Annotated in this window: 15 protein-coding genes; 9 read left to right on the top strand and 6 right to left on the bottom strand. The window is 71.7% G+C overall.

Annotation, left to right across the window (positions count from 1 at the left end; translation table 11 throughout):
* The first annotated feature begins 150 nt into the window (after positions 1 to 150).
* The 7 genes from IEZ10_RS03200 to IEZ10_RS03170 all read left to right on the top strand — a co-directional run bounded on the left by IEZ10_RS03200 (position 151) and on the right by IEZ10_RS03170 (position 8,199).
* The gene (locus IEZ10_RS03200) at positions 151 to 1,410 is read left to right on the top strand and encodes a pectate lyase (protein WP_229810883.1); all 1,260 of its coding nucleotides are present in this window, start codon (positions 151 to 153) and stop codon (positions 1,408 to 1,410) included.
* 197 nt (positions 1,411 to 1,607) lie between these two features.
* On the top strand, positions 1,608 to 4,148 hold the full coding sequence (locus tag IEZ10_RS03195) for an FtsK/SpoIIIE family DNA translocase (RefSeq protein ID WP_189244877.1): 2,541 nt from the start codon (positions 1,608 to 1,610) through the stop codon (positions 4,146 to 4,148).
* A gap of 85 nt (positions 4,149 to 4,233) precedes the next feature.
* Positions 4,234 to 4,980 (top strand): helix-turn-helix domain-containing protein, encoded by a 747-nt coding sequence (locus IEZ10_RS03190; protein WP_189244876.1) that lies wholly within the window; start codon positions 4,234 to 4,236, stop codon positions 4,978 to 4,980.
* A 114-nt stretch (positions 4,981 to 5,094) separates the two neighbouring features.
* Positions 5,095 to 6,504: a 30S ribosomal protein S12 methylthiotransferase RimO gene (gene rimO, locus IEZ10_RS03185; RefSeq protein ID WP_189244875.1), complete on the top strand. Its 1,410-nt coding sequence runs from the start codon at positions 5,095 to 5,097 to the stop codon at positions 6,502 to 6,504.
* 25 nt (positions 6,505 to 6,529) lie between these two features.
* Positions 6,530 to 7,135, top strand: a complete 606-nt coding sequence (gene pgsA, locus IEZ10_RS03180; RefSeq protein WP_189244874.1) for a CDP-diacylglycerol--glycerol-3-phosphate 3-phosphatidyltransferase — start codon at positions 6,530 to 6,532, stop codon at positions 7,133 to 7,135.
* Positions 7,135 to 7,635 carry a CinA family protein gene (locus IEZ10_RS03175; protein WP_189244873.1) on the top strand — a complete coding sequence of 167 codons (501 nt, stop codon included), beginning with the start codon at positions 7,135 to 7,137 and terminating at the stop codon, positions 7,633 to 7,635. The genes pgsA and IEZ10_RS03175 overlap by 1 nt, the downstream gene beginning before the upstream one ends.
* 204 nt (positions 7,636 to 7,839) lie before the next feature.
* Positions 7,840 to 8,199, top strand: coding sequence for a helix-turn-helix domain-containing protein (locus IEZ10_RS03170; protein ID WP_179818853.1), 360 nt, complete (start codon positions 7,840 to 7,842; stop codon positions 8,197 to 8,199).
* On the opposite strand, the gene IEZ10_RS03165 is transcribed toward IEZ10_RS03170, so the two are convergent.
* A complete protein-coding gene (locus tag IEZ10_RS03165; protein ID WP_189244872.1) occupies positions 8,196 to 8,987 on the bottom strand; it encodes an Fpg/Nei family DNA glycosylase in 792 nt (263 codons plus the stop codon). The genes IEZ10_RS03170 and IEZ10_RS03165 overlap by 4 nt on opposite strands.
* 9 nt (positions 8,988 to 8,996) lie before the next feature.
* A complete protein-coding gene (locus IEZ10_RS03160; protein WP_179818851.1) occupies positions 8,997 to 9,446 on the bottom strand; it encodes an RrF2 family transcriptional regulator in 450 nt (149 codons plus the stop codon).
* A gap of 448 nt (positions 9,447 to 9,894) precedes the next feature.
* Here IEZ10_RS03160 and IEZ10_RS03155 point away from each other — a divergent pair, with 448 nt between their 5' ends.
* Positions 9,895 to 11,073, top strand: coding sequence for an ROK family transcriptional regulator (locus IEZ10_RS03155; RefSeq protein WP_189244871.1), 1,179 nt, complete (start codon positions 9,895 to 9,897; stop codon positions 11,071 to 11,073).
* A 145-nt stretch (positions 11,074 to 11,218) separates the two neighbouring features.
* Here IEZ10_RS03155 and IEZ10_RS03150 read toward each other — a convergent pair whose 3' ends face one another.
* From IEZ10_RS03150 to IEZ10_RS03135, 4 genes are all read right to left on the bottom strand, one after another.
* The gene (locus IEZ10_RS03150) at positions 11,219 to 12,697 is read right to left on the bottom strand and encodes a glycoside hydrolase family 3 protein (protein ID WP_189244870.1); all 1,479 of its coding nucleotides are present in this window, start codon (positions 12,695 to 12,697) and stop codon (positions 11,219 to 11,221) included.
* A 151-nt stretch (positions 12,698 to 12,848) separates the two neighbouring features.
* The gene (locus IEZ10_RS03145) at positions 12,849 to 13,700 is read right to left on the bottom strand and encodes a carbohydrate ABC transporter permease (protein ID WP_189244869.1); all 852 of its coding nucleotides are present in this window, start codon (positions 13,698 to 13,700) and stop codon (positions 12,849 to 12,851) included.
* Positions 13,697 to 14,713 (bottom strand): carbohydrate ABC transporter permease, encoded by a 1,017-nt coding sequence (locus tag IEZ10_RS03140; protein ID WP_189244868.1) that lies wholly within the window; start codon positions 14,711 to 14,713, stop codon positions 13,697 to 13,699. The genes IEZ10_RS03145 and IEZ10_RS03140 overlap by 4 nt, the downstream gene beginning before the upstream one ends.
* Positions 14,714 to 14,717: 4 nt before the next feature.
* Positions 14,718 to 16,046 carry a sugar ABC transporter substrate-binding protein gene (locus tag IEZ10_RS03135; RefSeq protein WP_189244867.1) on the bottom strand — a complete coding sequence of 443 codons (1,329 nt, stop codon included), beginning with the start codon at positions 16,044 to 16,046 and terminating at the stop codon, positions 14,718 to 14,720.
* A gap of 203 nt (positions 16,047 to 16,249) precedes the next feature.
* Between IEZ10_RS03135 and IEZ10_RS03130 the strand changes: the two genes are divergently transcribed.
* Entirely contained in the window at positions 16,250 to 17,527 is a 1,278-nt protein-coding gene (locus tag IEZ10_RS03130) for an ROK family transcriptional regulator (protein WP_189244866.1), read from the top strand.
* Positions 17,528 to 17,574: the final 47 nt, after the last annotated feature.

Below are 17,574 nucleotides of genomic sequence, written 5' to 3'. Positions count from 1 at the left end.
GTCAATACATAGGACGGAATGCGCTTTCCTTCGATCCCGAAGATTGGCCGGTTCCGACTGTTCCATTCCACGGGAAGTGGTCCTATGTTGTGAAACAACCTTCGGCCCACCTGACAGGCTCAACGAGCCAGGCTCACAAGGGAGATGATCGTGTCGACGAACAGCAGGCTCCGGGCTTGCGTCGTGGCGGGCGCCGCGGCGTTGCTCGCGGTCGGCGCGGTGGTGGGGTTGCAACTCCCCGCCTCCGCCGCGCCGGCCTCCGGGTCCTACACGCTGGTGAACTCCTCCAGCGGACTCTGCCTCGACGTGACGGGCGCCTCGGCGTCCGACGGCGCGGCGCTGACCCAGTCCTCGTGCAACGGCGCCGCCAGCCAGATCTGGCAGCTCTCGTCCGCCTCCGGCGGCCAGAAGCTGGTCGCCTCGCACAGCGGCAAGTGCGCCGACATCCAGGGCGCCAGTACCTCGGCGGGCAAACCCGTCATTCAGCAGGCCTGTTCGGGAAGCGCTTTCCAGGGCTGGGATCTGACCGTCGGCGGCTCGAACTACCGGGTCGTCAACGCCGGCAGCGCCAAGTGCCTCAACGCCGAGGGGAGCACGGTCAAGCAGAACTCCTGCGACTCGGCGGCGAGCAAGCAGTGGACCCTCAAGCCCGCCGGCTCCGGCCCCGGCCCTTCCCCGACCCCCACGGTCACCCCCACCACCGGCCCGACGACCCCGCCGACCGGCTCCTGGCCCTCGCCGAACGGCCAGCAGGCCGTCGGCTCCACCATCAACGTCAGCGGTTCGATGGACGGCGGCATGAAGCGCTACTACGGCACCGGCGACCTCGGTGACGGCGGGCAGGGCGAGGGCCAGGACCCGATCTTCAAGCTGGCCGACGGCGCCACGCTGCAGAACGTGATCCTCGGCGCGCCCGCGGCCGACGGCATCCACTGCACGGGCACCTGCACGCTCAGGAACGTCTGGTGGGAGGACGTCGGCGAGGACGCCGCCACCTTCAAGGGCACCTCCGCCTCCCAGACGATGACCATCGACGGCGGCGGCGCCAGATCCGCCAGCGACAAGGTCTTCCAGCACAACGGCCCGGGCACGATGTACATAAAGAACTTCCGGGTCGAGAACTTCGGCAAGCTCTACCGGTCCTGCGGCAACTGCTCCAAGCAGTACCAGCGCAACGTGGTCATCTCCAACGTGGTGGCGACGACCCCGGGCAAGGTGATCGCCGGCATCAACACCAACTACGGCGACACCGCCAGGTTCTCCTCGATCCGCATCGTCGACGACTCCAGCCGCAAGGTCGTGATCTGCGACAAGTACAAGGGCGTGACCAGCGGGGAACCGAGCCACACCGGCAGCGGCGCCGACGGGGTGAACTGCCTCTACTCCTCCTCCGACATCTCCTACTCCTGATCCCCTCCGGGATCTCCCCGGCGCCGGGCGGAACGGTTCCACCGTCCGCCCGGCGCCTTCCGGTTTCCCCGGCCTGCCTGCTTCCCCGGTCTCCGGCTTCCCCGGTCCTCCCCGGCTTCTCCGGTCCTCCCGGCTTCTTCGGTCCTCCCCGGCGCGCCGCCGCGCGATCCGCCCCCGGGCTCGTTAGCCTCGCTACCATGGCCACCCGTACGTCCCGACCTTCAGGCAAGTCCCCGGCCAAGGGAGGCCCCGGCCGGGCGAGGTCCGCCTCCTCCCGTACGGCCCCCGCCAGGCGGGCGGCCGCCGCGCGGGCGAAGCCCGCCGCCCGCAGGTCCGCACCCTCGCAGCCCGACCCGATCAGCTGGGTCTTCATCATGTTCGGCAAGCTGCTCATGGGGATCTGGATGCTGCTCGCCGGGGCCGTCGGCAGCGCGGCGCGGGCCATGGGGCAGAACGCCCGTGAGCTCGACCCCGTCCACCGCCGCGACGGGCTCGGGCTGGCCGTCTTCTCCGGGGCGATCGTGCTGGCGGCGCTGATCTGGCGGGAGACCACCGGGACGTTCTCGGAGATCGTCAACGGCTTCATGCGCGGGGCGTTCGGCTCGCTCGCCTGGCTGGCGCCGATCCTGGTGGCGCTGCTGGCCTGGCGGCTGCTGCGGCACCCGGACGAGAACGCCGACACCGGCCGGATGGGCATCGGCTGGTCCGCCCTCGTGGCCGGGCTGCTCGGCGTCGTGCACGTGGCGCACGGCACGCCGTACCCGTCGGGGGGCGGCGCCGACGGCATGGACAAGGTCGCCGCCGCGGGCGGCATGATCGGGTTCATCGTCTCCGCGCCCCCGGCGAGCATCCTGCCCGCCTTCATCACCGTCCCGCTGCTGCTGATCCTGGCGGGCTTCGGCGTCCTGGTGATCACCGCCACCCCGGTGCACCGCGTCCCGGAACGGCTGACCGAGATCCGGCACATGCTCTTCAACCGGGACCTCCCGGCCCGGACCCGCGAGCCGCGCAAACGCCCGGCGCGCAAGAAGCCCGGCGAGCGGTCCCGCGACGACCGCGAGGGCGGGGGCGAGGAGGGCCGGGAGGGGCCCGAGGGCGCCCGGCCGTACGACACGCCGCTGCTCACCGAGACGGGCGAGCGGGCCGCCGAGCACTCGCCGGAGATCGTGCCGGGGCTGGTGGAGGAGCCGCCCGCGCCCAGGACCGCGCCGGTCGAGCCGCCCGCGCCGACCCCGGCGCCGCGCAAGGTCGAGCAGCTCGTGCTCTCCTCGCAGTCGGGCCCGTACACGCTGCCCGACACCCAGCTCCTGCGCCCCGGCAGTGCCCCGAAGCCGCAGACCAAGGCCAACACCGTCGTGGTCAACGCGCTGACCAGCGTCCTGGAGCAGTTCGCCATCGACGCCCAGGTGATCGGGTTCACCCGTGGCCCGACGGTGACGCGCTACGAGATCGAGCTGGGCCCGGCGGTCAAGGTCGAGAAGGTCACCGCGCTCACCAAGAACATCGCCTACGCGGTCAAGTCGGCCGACGTCCGCATCCTGAGCCCGATCCCCGGCAAGTCGGCGATCGGGGTGGAGATCCCCAACACCGACAAGGACCTCGTGTCGCTGGGCGACATCCTGCGCTCCCAGGTCGCCCAGGCCGACGAGCACCCCATGATCGTCGGCCTGGGCAAGGACGTCGAGGGCCGCACGATCGTGGCCAACCTGGCCAAGATGCCGCACCTGCTCATCGCGGGCGCCACCGGCGCCGGAAAGTCGGTCTGCGTCAACGGCCTCATCTCCTCGGTCCTGATGCGCGCCACGCCCGACGAGGTGCGGATGGTCCTGGTCGACCCCAAGCGGGTCGAGCTGAGCGTCTACGAGGGCATCCCGCACCTCATCACGCCGATCATCACCAACCCCAAGAAGGCCGCCGAGGCCCTGGAGTGGGTGGTGGGCGAAATGGACCGCCGCTACGACGACCTGGCCGCCAGCGGCTTCCGGCACGTCGACGACTTCAACAAGGCGGTGCGCGCGGGCAAGCTCGTGCCGCCGCCCGGCAGCGAGCGGGTCTACCAGCCCTACCCGTACCTGCTGGTGATCGTGGACGAGCTCGCCGACCTGATGATGGTCGCCCCGCGCGACGTCGAGGACTCCATCGTCCGCATCACCCAGCTCGCCCGCGCCGCCGGAATCCACCTGGTCATCGCCACCCAGCGGCCGTCGGTGGACGTCGTCACCGGCCTGATCAAGGCGAACGTGCCGTCCCGGCTGGCGTTCGCCACCTCCAGCCTGGCCGACAGCCGCGTCATCCTCGACCAGCCCGGCGCCGAGAAACTCGTCGGACAGGGTGACGCGCTGTTCCTGCCGATGGGCGCGAGCAAACCCATGCGGCTGCAGAACGCCTTCGTCTCCGAGAAGGAGATCGTCGAGATCGTCGCGCACTGCAAGGCCCAGATGCAGGCCGAGTACCGCGACGACGTCACCGCCGCCGCCACCGCCAAGAAGGAGATCGACGAGGACATCGGCGACGACCTCGAACTGCTGGTCCAGGCGGCCGAGCTGATCGTCACCACCCAGTTCGGCTCCACCTCCATGCTCCAGCGCAAGCTGCGGGTGGGCTTCGCCAAGGCGGGCCGGCTGATGGACCTGCTGGAGAGCCGCAACGTCGTCGGGCCGAGCGAGGGGTCGAAGGCCAGGGAGGTGCTGGTCAAACCCGACGACCTGCCGGGTCTCCTGGCCGACTTGAGAGGGTGATGACCCCCCCCGGCATACACAGTCCCCCCGATTACTGATTGAATATGACTCACTACGCTACGTCGGGGGCTGGGGGGCGTGCGGCATGAGCATTGGCGGCAGTCTGGCAGAGGCGCGCCGGACGGCGGGCATGACCGTCGGGCAGTTGAGCGCGCGCACGCGCGTGCGCGAGGCACTGATCCACGCGATGGAACGCGACGACTTCTCGCACTGCGGGGGCGACTTCTACGCGCGGGGTCACATACGCAACATCTCCAAGGTCCTCGGGCTGGATCCCGAGGCCATGGTGCACGAGTACGACGAGCTGCACGGGGGCGTCCCGCTGCCGGTGCGGGCGGCCAGCGTCTTCCAGGCCGACAAGCCGATCAACATCCGGGAGCGCCGTTCACCCAACTGGACGATGGCCATGGGGGTGGCGCTGGCCATCCTCGTGGTGTTCGGCGTGGTGAAGATGATGGGCGGGGAGGAGACCCCGACCGCCGACATCCGCCCGGCCAAGAAGTCGGCCGCGCCGCACTCGGCGCACGCGCGGCCGCTGGCCGGCGGCCAGCGCCGGGCCGGTGCGGCGCTCGCCCCGAAGCAGGGCGAGGTGGTCCTCCAGATCACGGCGAGACGTCCGTCCTGGCTCGACGTCAAGGACGCGGCCGGGCACCGGCTCTTCTCCGGCCGGATGACGGCCGGGCAGGCGTCCGTGTGGCGGGCACAGAAGGCGCTGAAGGTCACCTTCGGTGACGCCGGGGCCTTCTCGGTCCGGATGAACGGCGTGGACCTCGGTGTCCCGGGCTCCGGGGGAGAGGTGCTCAAACACTCCTACAAGGCTTCCAAGCCCTGACCGTACGGGGAAGCGGGCAGGGCCGGGGGAGCCTTCCAGAGAGGCCCGGAGGGGGAACCTGGGGGAGGGGGAGTGCGCCGATGGTGGCCAACTCCCGATACCGTAGTGTTCACCATGTCATCCCGCCGAACCGCATCGCTGATCACACTGGGTTGCGCGCGCAACGAGGTCGACTCCGAAGAGCTCGCGGCGCGCCTTGAGGCTGCCGGTTGGCAGGTGGGCGACGACGATCCGGACGTCATCGTCGTCAACACCTGCGGCTTCATCGACTCAGCGAAAAAGGACTCCATCGACACGCTGCTCGCCGCGGCCGACTCCGGCGCCAAGGTGGTCGCCGCGGGCTGCATGGCCGAACGCTACGGCGACCAGCTCGCCGACGCGCTGCCCGAGGCGTCGGCCGTCATCTCCTTCGACGACTACACCCAGATCGGCGCGCGGCTGGACGACGTGCTGGCCGACAGGCCGCTCGTCCCGCACAGCCCGCGCGACCGCCGGACGCTGCTGCCGATCTCGCCGGTCGAGCGCGCCGCCGCTCCCAAATCCCACATCCCCGGCCACGGCGACCTGCCCGAGGGCCTGGCCCCGGCCAGCGGCCCCCGCCCGCTGCGCAAACGCCTCGGAGACGGCCCGGTGGCCTCGCTGAAGCTGGCCTCCGGCTGTGACCGGAGGTGCACCTTCTGCGCCATCCCCGCCTTCCGCGGCGCCTACGTGTCGCGGAAGCCGGAGGAGATCCTCGCCGAGGCGGCCTGGCTGGCCGGCGAGGGCGTCAGGGAGCTCGTCCTCGTCAGCGAGAACTCCACCTCCTACGGCAAGGACCTCGGTGACCTGCGGGCCCTGGAGAGGCTGCTGCCGGCCCTGGCCGCCGTCGAGGGGATCGAGCGGGTGCGGGCCAGCTACCTCCAGCCCGCCGAGCTCCGTCCGGGCCTGCTGGAGGCGATCTCCTCGACCGAGGGTGTGGCGCCCTACTTCGACCTGTCCTTCCAGCACGCCAGCGGCACGGTGCTGCGCAGGATGCGCCGCTTCGGAGACCCCCGGCGCTTCCTCGACCTGCTGGAGACCATCCGCGCGGCCGCTCCGGAGGCGGGCGTGCGGTCCAACTTCATCGTCGGTTTCCCCGGTGAGACCGAGGAGGAGTTCGGCGAGCTGGTCGACTTCCTGCAGGAGGCCCGGCTCGACGTCATCGGCGTCTTCGGTTACTCCGACGAGGAGGGCACCGAGGCGGCGTCCCTGCCCGGCAAGCTCGACCAGGAGGTCGTCGACGCCCGGGTGGCCGCGCTCACCGAGCTGGCCGACGAGCTCATGGCCCAGCGGGCCGAGGAGCGCATCGGCACCGAGGTGGACGTCCTCGTCGAGGAGGACCTCGGTGACGGCGGCTACGAGGGGCGGGCGGCCCACCAGGGGCCCGAGGTGGACGGCTCCGTCACGGTCCAGGGCATCGGCCTGGTGCCGGGGCAGATCGTGCGGGCCATCGTCGTCGACTCCGAGGGGGTCGACCTGATCGCCCGAATCAAGGCCGCTCCGTGAGCGCGCCGCCCGGCCGGGAGAGCGTATGACCAACACGCCAGAGACCGGCACCGGATCGACCTCGGCGTCCATGGGTCCCAGGCCGAGCGCCTGGAACATCGCCAACGTCGTCACGGTGCTCCGTCTGGCGATGGTCCCGCTCTTCGTGGTGTGCCTCTTCCTGGAGGGGGACGGCTGGCGGATCACCGCGCTGGTGGTCTTCCTGGTGGCCTCGCTCACCGACCTGCTGGACGGCGAGCTGGCCCGCCGCTACGGCCTGGTCACCGACTTCGGGAAGATCGCTGATCCGATCGCGGACAAGGCGCTGACCGGCGCCGCGCTGATCAGCCTGTCGGTCCTGGGCGAGCTTCCGTGGTGGGTCACCGTCGTGATCCTCGGCCGGGAGCTGGGTGTGACCCTCCTGCGGTTCGCGGTGATCCGGCACGGGGTCATCCCGGCCAGCTACGGCGGGAAGGTGAAGACCGTCCTGCAGATCGCCGCGATCGCCCTCTACATGTGGCCGGGCATGCCGGATGTGCTCCGCTGGATCGTGATGGGCGCCGCGGTCGTGGTGACCGTGGCGACGGGGGTCGACTACGTCGTCCGCGCGGTGAAGCTGCGGCAGGTGGCGAAGCAGGCGAGGGAGGCCTGATGGGCCGCGTCCCGCCCGCCGCCGAGGTGCTGTCCCTGCTCGTCCGCCGGGGGGAGACGGTGGCGGTGGCCGAGTCGCTGACCGCGGGGCTGATCGGCGCGGCCCTCACCGTCCCGCCCGGCGCGTCGGCCGCCTTCGCCGGTGGTGTCATCTCCTACGCCACCGAGCTCAAGCACCGCCTCCTGGGCGTCCCCGCCGACCTGCTGGCGCGGGAGGGGGCGGTCCACCCGGACGTCGCCGCGGCCATGGCGGACGGCGTCCGCCGGCTCACCGGCGCCTCCTACGGCCTGGCCTCGACCGGGGTGGCCGGGCCCGACCCGCAGGACGGAAAACCGGTCGGTACCGTGCATTTGGCCGTTAGCGGTTCGGATGGGCGGGTATGGCAGGAAGATCTGAACCTCGCCGGAACGCGTGACGAGATCCGGCGGTCGACGGTGATCGAGGCAGTGGACCTTCTGCGGAGAGTTCTGGAGACGAGCATGAGGGAACATTCCGGGTGATTACCGCGTTACGTCCCCAGCGAACATGCTCACCGTGGTCTGCCGTCGCATCGGTGGATGCGGGTACGGTGGAACTGTGAGTGATGTAAAGGTCAAGCGATGATGACGGCGAGGAGTATGTACCAAGGGTCGCGCACGAACGGGCGGCACGAACCGATCGCGCGGGGGGTCGCCCAGGCTCCCGCGCTGGGGAGGGAGCGACAGATGGTCCTGCTGCGTCAGCTGCTCGGTGACGTGCTGCGGCGACTGCGGGTGCGGCAGAGTCGCACCCTGCGTGAGGTTTCCACGTTGGCCCGTGTCTCCCTCGGATATCTCTCCGAGGTGGAGCGTGGCCAGAAGGAGGCGTCCTCGGAACTGCTCGCGTCGATCTGCGGCGCCCTCGGGGTGCCGCTGTCGCAGGTGCTCCGTGAGGTCTCCGACCAGTTCGCCCTGGCCGAGCTCCAGCACGCCCCGGTGCTCGCCGGCGACGTTCCCGAGCGGGAGCGCCTGCCGATCGCCGAGACCGTGCCCGGCTCTCTTTCCGAGGATGTGTTCCCCGAGGTCAACGACATGGTCGCCGCCTAGCCGGCCGGTTCTCCCGGCTGACAGTGACGGCACCAGAAGATCAGCCGTTCCTGCGGCTGTGCCCCCATCTCGCCACGACTGATCCGATGCCCGCAGCGCAGGCATGACCTTCCTGCCCTGCCGTACACCCACATGTCCCGTCCCGCGCGCGGGTCGCCCGTCGTCGCCCTGGTCGCCCGGTCGCGATTGGCGTGCAGCAGCCGCCGCGCGAGCACGGCGATCCTTTCCACATCTTCGATCTCACCCACCGGCCGCCACGGCGAGACCCCCGCGAGGAAGAGCGTCTCGGCCCGGTAGACGGTGCCGACCCCCGCGAGGTTGCGCTGGTCGAGCAGCGCCTCGCCGATGGTCGCCCGGGGATCGCGCGCGAGTCGCCGCGCGGCCTCCGCCACGTCCCAGTCGGGCCCCAGCGGGTCGGGGCCCAGATGCCCGACCAGCCGATGCTCCTCGGCGGTCGCCACCAGGTCCACCATGCCGAGCCGTACCCCCGCCGCCTGCCACTCGGTGTTCGCCAGCACGAGGCGGACCACGTCACCCGGGGGGAGGCGCCGCCCGGCGGGCGATATCTGCCAGCTCCCCTCCATCCGCAGGTGGGTGTGGACGGTGAGGTCTCCCTCCACCCGGGTGAGCAGGTGCTTGCCGCGCGAGACGGTCTCAAGGACCCGCCTGCCGGTCAGGTCGGCGGTGGCGTACCGCGGGACGCGGAAGTCGGACCTGACCAGGACCCGGCCGTCGAGCGCCCGGCCGAGCCGCCTCGCGGTGCGGTAGACGACGTCGCCCTCGGGCATGGGGCCGGCTCAGTCCCAGGCGGAGGGGTCGGCGGCGAGGGTCATGACGCGCTCGGGGAGCATGCCGGTGGCCACGCTGTCGAGCGTGACCTCCTCCAGGATGGCCCGCTCGCTGGCGCGCAGCGCGATCCAGACCTTCTGCAGCGACTCGGCGGGGCCGCGGTAGCCGACGTGCTCGGGCCGCTCGCCCCGGACGTTGGCCAGCGGGCCGTCCACCGCGCGGATCACGTCGGCCAGGGTGATCTCCCGCGCCGGGCGGGCCAGCACGTAGCCGCCCTCGGGGCCGCGCTGGCCGCGGACCAGGCCGGCCCGGCGCATCTGCAGCAGGATGTTCTCCAGATACTTCGGCGGCATGTCCTGCTCCTTGGCCAGCTCGCCCACCGTGGTCGGTCCGTCACCGGCGGCGGCGAGTTCGGCGGCGGCACGAAGGGCATAGTCGACACGAGCAGATAGGCGCATGTAGTCGATTATCCCGCCTGCTATTGACTGCTTAGGCGCCAGGGATCGGAAGAGCCGAACATGTCGCCTCTGCGGCCGGCGCCCGGTCCGTCCGGCGGGGGCGCCCGTGACACTCCGTGACGAACCACGCCTGAAGCGTCATGATGAGGGGATGCCATGGCGCCGGGCGTGTCCCGGTGGCGGGCGGCCGCGCCGTGCGGGCCACGGGTCCCGCGGAGGTACGGCACGGCCGTCCGCGGAGACCACCGGAGGTATGGCGCGCCGGCGGGAACCGCGGCGGTACGGCCCGATCGTCGGCGGGAACCCGCGGCGGTACGGCGCGGCCGTCGGCGGGAACCCGCGTCGGCCCCCGCGCGGCTAAGCTGTCAGGAACCTTTATTGACTAATGCGAACGCTTCTCGCCTGAATGCAAAAGCGACGGGGAAACGGCGGACAAGAGAGCATGCGTATGGAGCGACGTCCTGGCGTGCCCAGGCTTCTGCGGGAGATCAACGACCGGGCCGCCCTGGAGCTCCTGCTCGACTCCGGTCCCCTGACCCGGGGGCAGATCGGCGAGCTGACCGGCCTTTCCAAGGTGACGGCGTCCCAGACGCTGGCCCGGCTCGAAGAGCGCGGACTGGTCGAGGTGACCGGGGAGCAGGCGGGAGGACGAGGGCCGAATGCCGCTCTTTATGGGGTTATTCCGTCTTCCGCCTATGTCGCGGGCCTGGCCGTCGGGCCGGAATTCGTCACCACCGCCGTCGCCGATATCAGCGGCGATATCGTGGCCGAGGTGACGGTCGCCCCGGACGGGCACGACGACCCGGTCGCCCTCGTGCACAGCGCGATGGTCAAGGCGTGCCGGTCCGCCAAGGTCGCCCTGGCCAGGTTGCGGGCGGTCGTGATCGGCACCCCCGGCGTCGTCGATCCCCGCACCGGGGACGTCCGGTTCTCCTTCGACCTGCCGGGCTGGCGCGAGGGCATCCACCAGCGGCTCGCCCGCGACCTGCGCCGCGACGTCAGGATCGAGAACGACGTGAACCTGGTGGCCGTCGCCGAGCGCGCCCTGGGCGCGGCGCGGCGGGCCGACGACTTCGTGCTGCTCTGGGTGGACCGCGGCATCGGCCTCGGCGTCGTCCTCGGTGGCCGGCTGCACCGCGGCCGTTCCGGCAGCGCCGGGGAGATCGGTTACCTGCCGGTGCCGGGCGTGCCGCTCGCCGAGGACGTGCGGGAGGTCCCCGGGCGCATGCCGTCCCTCGCCGGAGGGCTGCAGTCGCTGGTCACCGACGAGGCGGTGACCGAACTGGCCCGGACGCACGGCTTCGCCGGGCGCGGCGCGGCCGAATGCGTGGCGGCGGCCGTCGAGGCGGGAGAGCGCGGCCGGCCGCTGCTGGACGAGATCGCCCGGCGGCTGGCGCTGGGCGTGGCGTCGGTGTGCGTGGTGCTGGACCCCGGGCTCGTGGTGCTCGCCGGCGAGGTCAGCCGGGCGGGCGGCGGCGAGCTGACCTTCAGGATCGAGGAGGCCGTGGCCCGGATGTGCCCGGTGCGTCCCCGGGTGGTGTCCGGCGAGGTCGAGGGTGACCCGGTGCTGCGCGGCGCCGTGCTGGCGGCGCTGGAGCAGGCGCGCGAGGAGCTCTTCGCGTCCTGAACCGCCCACGCCGCCCGAGCATCCGTACGGCCGCGCCGTTCCCGCCCTGCTCGTACGGCCGCGCCGCCTCCGCCCTGCTTGGACGGCCGTGCCGTTCCCGCCCGCCCCTGTACGACCGGCCCGGCCGGTCCGGTCGCCGGGACCGTCAGACGCCGAGCAGTTCGGCGGCGGCCTGGGCGTTGGCCCGGGCGGCGCCGTACGTGGCGAGGTAGGTCACGCCCTCGGGCCGCCAGACCGGCAGGCCCATCTCCACCACCGTCGCGTCCGGGCGGGCGGCCAGCAGCGCCGATATCACCGAACGGCCGACGGCGTGGCGGTGGGCGTCCTTGACCACCACGACCAGGGAGCGGCCCGCGGCGCGTGCCAGCAGGTCCGGCACGTCGGCGTCCTCCGGCCGGACCCGCACGACCTCCGCGCGGGGCAGCAGCGGGGTGAACCCCCATGGCACGTCCCCCACCGCGATGGTCGGCGGGGTCTCCATCTCCACCACCAGCGGATCGACGAGCGGGGCCGCGGTCCCGGTGAGGCTGACCGCCCGGCGGGCCGCAGCCAGGCCGACCACCCGCTCCCCGTCCATGCCCGCCGCGCCCGCCGCCGCCGCGTCCGCCCGGGACGCGGCGAACCAGGCGCGCAGCCGCGCCACCCGCTCGGCCGCCTCCTCCAGACGCTCCCCGGGCAGACGGCCGTCCCGCACCGCGGCGACGATCCCGGCGACGATCCGGCGGGTGTCCTCCTCCGTCGGCAGCGGCCCGAGGCAGAGCAGGTCGGTTCCGGCGGCCAGGGAGAGCACCGCGCCGTCCACCAGGCCGTAGGCGTCGGTGACCGCCCGCATGTCGAGGGCGTCGGAGACGACCACCCCGTCGTAGCCCAGCTCGCCGCGGAGCAGCCCGGTCAGCGCGGCCGGTGACAGCGTGGCGGGGAGCGCGCCGGTCAGCGCCGGGACGCGGACGTGCGCGGTCATGATCGACTTGGTTCCGGCGTCGATCGCGGCGCGGAAGGGCACCAGTTCGCGCGCGCGCAGCAGCTCCGGAGAGGCGTCGACGAGCGGCACCTCCAGGTGGGAGTCCTGGAGGGTGGCGCCGTGACCGGGGAAGTGCTTGACGCAGGCGGCCACCCCGGCCGACTGCAGCCCCCGCACCGCGGCGACGGTGTGCCGGGCCACCAGGGCGGGGTCCGACCCGAACGAGCGGGTGCCGATCACCGGGTTGTCGTCGGCGCTGTTGACGTCCGCGGACGGGGCCATGTCGAGGTTGATCCCGCAGCGGGCCAGGTCGTCGCCGATCGCCCGGTGCACGCGCCGGGTCAGCTCGACGTCGTCGACGGCGCCCAGGGCGGCGTTGCCGGGGTAGGGGCTGCCCACGTGGTAGTCGAGGCGGGTGACGTCGCCGCCCTCCTCGTCCAGTGAGATGACCGGCTCGCCCGCCTCGCGCAGCCGCGCGGTGAGGGCCGCCAGCCGGTCGGGGCCCGCGACGTTGAAGCCGAAGAGGGTGACGCCGCCGAGGCCGGCCTCCAACTCCCGCACGACCCACTCTGGGGCGGTGACGCCCTGGAAGGCGGCGAGCAGCGTGCCGGCCGCAAGGCGGTGAAGGCCGCGGTCGCCGGGACTCGCGCTGAACTCGGACATGGCGCTGGAACGCTCCTTACCTGGGAAGTTTCCGGGAGAAGTGGCCTGATGGAGGGGCGGGGGCGGCGGGGCCGTGCGGTGCGGGCCCGGCCGCCGGTGGCGTGCCGTACGGCCCGCACCGCGCGGGCGCGGGGCCGTACCGGCGCCGGGGTCAGCCCTTGACGGCGCCCGCGACGAGGCCGGAGACCATCCGCCGCTGCACCAGGAGGAAGAAGACGACGACGGGGATCGTCATCATCGTGGAGCCGGCCATGATGGCGCCCCAGTCGGTGCCGCGCTGGCCGAAGAAGAACTGCAGCGCGACGGGCATCGTGTAGCCCGAGGAGTCCGACATCAGGATGAGCGCGAAGATCAGCTCGTTCCACGCGGTGATGAACGAGAAGATGCTCGTCGCCACCAGGCCGGGGGCCACCAGCGGGAACAGCACCCGCCAGAAGGTCGTCATCCGGCTGGCGCCGTCGATCCAGGCGGCCTCCTCCAGAGACTTGGGCACCGCGGCGACGAACGTGCGCAGCATCCAGATGCCGAACGGCAGCGTCAGGCCGACGTTGATGACGATCAGGCCCAGCAGCTGGTCGTACAGGCCGAGCCGCTTGACGTTGAGGAAGAGCGGGATGAGCAGGGCCTCCGCCGGGATCATCTGCACGATGAGCAGCAGGATCAGGAAGCTCGTACGGCCCCGGAACGTGAAGCGGGCGATGGCGGTGGCCGCCAGCAGCGCGAGCGCGGCGCCGATGAGGACGGTGCCCAGGGCGACGATCGCGCTGTTGCGCATGTAGAGCCAGATGGAGTTGCCGGCCACGCCCTCGCTGAGCACCCGGTCCACGTGTTCGACGGTGAAGTGGGTGGGGAACGGGATGAAGTCGGTGGTGAAGATCTGGTCGTTGGCCTTGAAGGAGGTCGAGACCATCCAGTAGACGGGGAACACCGCGAACAGGAAGACCAGCAGGCCGGCCGCGTTCAGCGCGATCCTCGTCAGGCGCTTGCGGGCGAACGGGGTCATCGCAGGTCCTCCGTCTTGACGATCTGCCTGATGTAGACGGCGGTGACGACGAGCAGGATCAGCGTCAGGATCACCGCGATCGCCGCTCCGACGCCCATCTTCGGCGGGCTGCGGAACGCCTCGGCGAAGGAGAAGATCGACAGGTTGAACGCCTCGCGGTTGGTCGGCCCGCCCATCAGCACGTACAGCTGGCTGAAGACCTTGAAGTCCCAGATGATGGACAGGATCGTCAGCACCGAGAAGACCGGCTTGAGCAGCGGGAAGGTGATCTTCCGGAAGATCCGCCAGGGGGTGGCGCCGTCGACCCGGGCCGCCTCGTAGAGCTCCGCGGGGATGCCCTTGAGACCGGCGAGCACCGACACGGCGACGAACGGGAACGACGACCAGAGCACGCAGACGATCAACACGAGGTAGATGGTGAACGCGTCGTTCAGCCACGGCTCACCGGTCCAGTCGGACCGCCCGAACAGCAGCTCCGACAGCCCGTCGGGCAGGAGGTTCAGCGCCCAGTTGATCATTCCGGCGTCGGCGTCGAAGAGCCATCGCCAGATGACGCCCTGGGCGACCGGTGGCACGGCCCAGGCCGACATGATGCCGATGACCACGAAGGTGGACATCTTCTTGCTCAGCCGGTTGAGCAGGGTGCCGACCGCGGTCCCGAGGACCAGCGTCAGGGCCACCGTGACGGCCGCGAACACGAGGGTGTTGCGGAGGGAGGACCAGAAGATCTCGTTGTCGAGGACCCTGGTGTAGTTGTCCCAGCCCTCCCAGGTCGCCGGCTTCTTCCCGTTGATCTGGGGGATCCCCACCTTCTGGAAGGAGATGACGATCATCTGCCCCAGCGGGTAGAGCAGCAGCCCGGCGATCACCAGCAGGCCGGGCGCGAGCAGGACGTAGGGGACGGCCCGGGGGGAGAGCCCGCGGGCCTTGGCGGGACGTTGCGGGGCGTGGCGGCGCCGCCCCGGGGCGGGGGACGCGCCCCCGCCCCGGGCGACCGTGGACGTGTTCGTCATCGCGCTACTGGTTCAGGATCTCTTCGATTTCCCCGTTGGCCTTGGCCAGGGCCTCGTCGGCGGTGGCCTTGCCCTCGATGACCGACCGGGCGGCGTTCTGCAGCACGGCCTTGGTCTCGTTGGCCTCGGTCCAGTTGGGGTCGGCGGGGAACGCCTTGGCCTTGGCGAAGGCGGCGGCGAACGGGGCCTGCGCCGGGTCGTCCTTCAGCTTCGCCAGCGCCTCGGGGTAGATCGGCAGCAGGCCGCCCTCGGAGGCGTAACGGCCGGCCCACTCCTTGTTCGTGGCCAGCTTGACGTAGTCGGCCGCCATTTCCTTGTTCTTCGCGCCGCCCCAGACGGTGATGTCGTTGCCGCCGAAGAAGGACGGGGCCTCGCCGCCGGACTTGGCGGGGAGCGGGAAGAAGGCCAGCTTGTCGCCCTTCAGCTTGCCCTTGCTGTCCTCCTCGATGCCCGGCAGGTCCCAGCCGGCGGTCAGGTACATGCCGACCTTGTCGTTGGCGAACCGCTTACGGATGTCCACCGTGTTCTGGGTGAGGCGCGACTTTCCGGACAGGCCGTCGGTGACCAGACCCGTGTAGGTGGCGAAGCCGGCCTTGAACGCGGGGTCGGTCACCTTGCCGACCCACTTGTCGCCCTCCTTGACGGCGTACTCGCCGCCCTCGGACCAGGCGAACGCGGCGAGCAGGTGGTTGGCGTCGGAGCCGCCGTTGAAGGCGAAGCCGTCGACGTCCTTGCCCTTCTTCTCCTGGATCTTCTTGGCCGCGGCGACGACCTCGTCCCAGGTCTTCGGAACCTCGATGCCGAGATCCTTGAACCAGTCCTTGCGGTAGAGCACCGCGCGGGAGCCCGCGCCCCACGGGACGGCGTAGACCTCGCCGTCGATGGTCTCCAGGCCGAGGAGGTTCTTCGGGATCTCCGCCTGGTCGCCGGCCTGCAGGAGCGGGGTGATCGGGGACAGCGCCTCCTGGCTCTGCCAGAGCGGCACCTGGTCGTTGCCGATCTCGGTGACGTCCGGGCCGGCGCCGCCCGCGGCGGCGGCGGTGAACTTGTCGTTCACCTGGGGCCAGGGGATCCACTCGAGGTTGACCTTGGCGCCGGACTCCTTCTCGAAGGCCGCGTTCAGCTCGTCCATGTACTTCTGGGCGGCGGGGTTGCTGTCGCCGAGCCGCCACACGGTGAGCGTCTGACCGGCGTACTTGGGGCCGGATGCGGCCGGCGCCGACGCCCCGGAGGTGGCGGCGCCATCGGACGAATCAGAGCCGCTGCAGGCGGCCAGGCCCAGCGCGAGGGCGGCGGTGGCGGCCGTCGTGGTGGCGATTCTCGCGAACTTCACTGGAGTTCTCCCTTTCCGGCTTTCAACGGGGGTGACGCTCTTCGGGCTGTCGGCTCGGGTCCCCGCGACCTGAGCGCGCTCCGGGCGGAGTGGGCGTCCTGTGGCCCGCGGGACTGTCGCCTGCGGGCTGACCATGGTTAAACTAACAATAAACTTTCTTAAAAGAAACGACCGTTAGCGGATCGTGACGGGGGGAGCGGACCTTGCCCAGACGCCCGGGAACACCCCGGCTGCTGCGCCAGCTCAACGATCGGGCGGCGCTGGAACTGCTGCTGGCCGGCGGACCCCTGACCCGGGCCGAGCTGGGAGAGCACACCGGCCTGTCCAAGGTCACCGCGGGGCAGCTGCTGGCCCGCCTGGAGGAGCGCGAGCTCGTCGCGGTGGTCGGCGAGCAGGCGGGCGGTCGCGGCCCCAACGCCGCCCTCTACGGCCTCGTGCCGTCGTGCGCGTACGCCGCCGGCCTGGACGTCCAACCCGACCGGGTCAGCGCGGCGGTGGCCGACATCACCGGCGAGACCGTGGCCGAGGTGTCGGTGGACCCCAACGGCCACGAGGACCCGGTCCGCCTCGTCTGCGGCGCCGTCGACAAGGTCTGCGCGTCGGCCGGCATCACCCGCTCCCGGCTGCGCGCCTTCGTGATCGGCACCCGTGGCGTCGTCGACCCGGGCACCGGCGACGTCCGCTTCTCCTTCGACCTGCCGTCCTGGCACGTGGGGGTGCTCGCCGGGCTCCGCGACGCCCTCGACGTCCCGGTGCGGATAGAGAACGACGTCAACCTCGCCGCGCTGGCCGAGCACGTCCACGGCGCCGCCGCGGGCCTGGACGACTTCGTGCTCGTCTGGGCCGGGGTCGGCCAGGGACTCGGGGTAATGCTCGGCGGGCGGCTGCACCGGGGCTTCACCGGCGGCGCGGGCGAGATCGGCTGGCTCCCGGTGCCGGGGGAACCGCTCCCCACCGACGTGCACGAGCCGCAGTCCGGCTCCTTCCAGCGTCTGGTCGGCGGGGACGCCGTGCGCGGCCTTGCCGGCGCGCACGGCATCGGCTCCGGCCGCGCGCCGGTCTCCATGCCGGTCTCCGTGCCGGTCTCAGGGACCGGGATCGGCGGCGGCGACGCGGCGGGTTCCGCGAACGGCTCGCGCGGGGTCACTCTCTCCGACGTGTCCGCGTCCCTGGGCGACCACGTCCGCGCGGCCGTCGAGGAGGGCGCGGAGGACTTCCTCGTCGAGCTGGCCGGCCGGCTGGCCGTCGGCGTGGCGGCGGTCTCGGTGGTGCTGGACCCCGGCCTGGTCGTGCTCAGCGGCGACGTCGGCCGGGCCGGCGGCCCCACGCTCGCGGCCAGGGTCGAGGAGGCGGTGGCCAGGATCTGCCCGAGCCGGCCGCGGGTCGTGGTCTCACGGGTCGAGGGCAACCCGGTGCTGCGCGGAGCCCTGGTCTCGGCCCTCGGCCAGGCCCGCGAGCAGGTCTTCTCCGAGACCGTCTGACCGGCCCCGGCCGGGCCTGCGAGCGGGTGGTTCCCGAGACCGTCCGA

The organism is Streptosporangium pseudovulgare, assembly GCF_014648055.1.
GTDB lineage: Bacteria > Actinomycetota > Actinomycetes > Streptosporangiales > Streptosporangiaceae > Streptosporangium > Streptosporangium pseudovulgare.
The sequence above is the reverse complement of the archived record's forward strand: the minus strand, read 5'-3'. Positions and strand labels throughout refer to the sequence as shown.

Bases quoted from the DNA above. Each gene is read 5' to 3' on its own strand.
- IEZ10_RS03165 (WP_189244872.1), bottom strand. From the start codon at position 8,987: ATGCCCGAGGGCGACGTCGTCTACCGCACCGCGAGGCGGCTCGGCCGG.
- IEZ10_RS03160 (WP_179818851.1), bottom strand. From the start codon at position 9,446: ATGCGCCTATCTGCTCGTGTCGACTATGCCCTTCGTGCCGCCGCCGAA.
- IEZ10_RS03190 (WP_189244876.1), top strand. From the start codon at position 4,234: ATGAGCATTGGCGGCAGTCTGGCAGAGGCGCGCCGGACGGCGGGCATG.
- rimO (WP_189244875.1), top strand. From the start codon at position 5,095: ATGTCATCCCGCCGAACCGCATCGCTGATCACACTGGGTTGCGCGCGC.
- pgsA (WP_189244874.1), top strand. From the start codon at position 6,530: ATGACCAACACGCCAGAGACCGGCACCGGATCGACCTCGGCGTCCATG.
- IEZ10_RS03145 (WP_189244869.1), bottom strand. From the start codon at position 13,700: ATGACCCCGTTCGCCCGCAAGCGCCTGACGAGGATCGCGCTGAACGCG.
- IEZ10_RS03195 (WP_189244877.1), top strand. From the start codon at position 1,608: ATGGCCACCCGTACGTCCCGACCTTCAGGCAAGTCCCCGGCCAAGGGA.
- IEZ10_RS03140 (WP_189244868.1), bottom strand. From the start codon at position 14,713: ATGACGAACACGTCCACGGTCGCCCGGGGCGGGGGCGCGTCCCCCGCC.
- IEZ10_RS03155 (WP_189244871.1), top strand. From the start codon at position 9,895: ATGGAGCGACGTCCTGGCGTGCCCAGGCTTCTGCGGGAGATCAACGAC.
- IEZ10_RS03150 (WP_189244870.1), bottom strand. From the start codon at position 12,697: ATGTCCGAGTTCAGCGCGAGTCCCGGCGACCGCGGCCTTCACCGCCTT.
- IEZ10_RS03170 (WP_179818853.1), top strand. From the start codon at position 7,840: ATGGTCCTGCTGCGTCAGCTGCTCGGTGACGTGCTGCGGCGACTGCGG.
- IEZ10_RS03175 (WP_189244873.1), top strand. From the start codon at position 7,135: ATGGGCCGCGTCCCGCCCGCCGCCGAGGTGCTGTCCCTGCTCGTCCGC.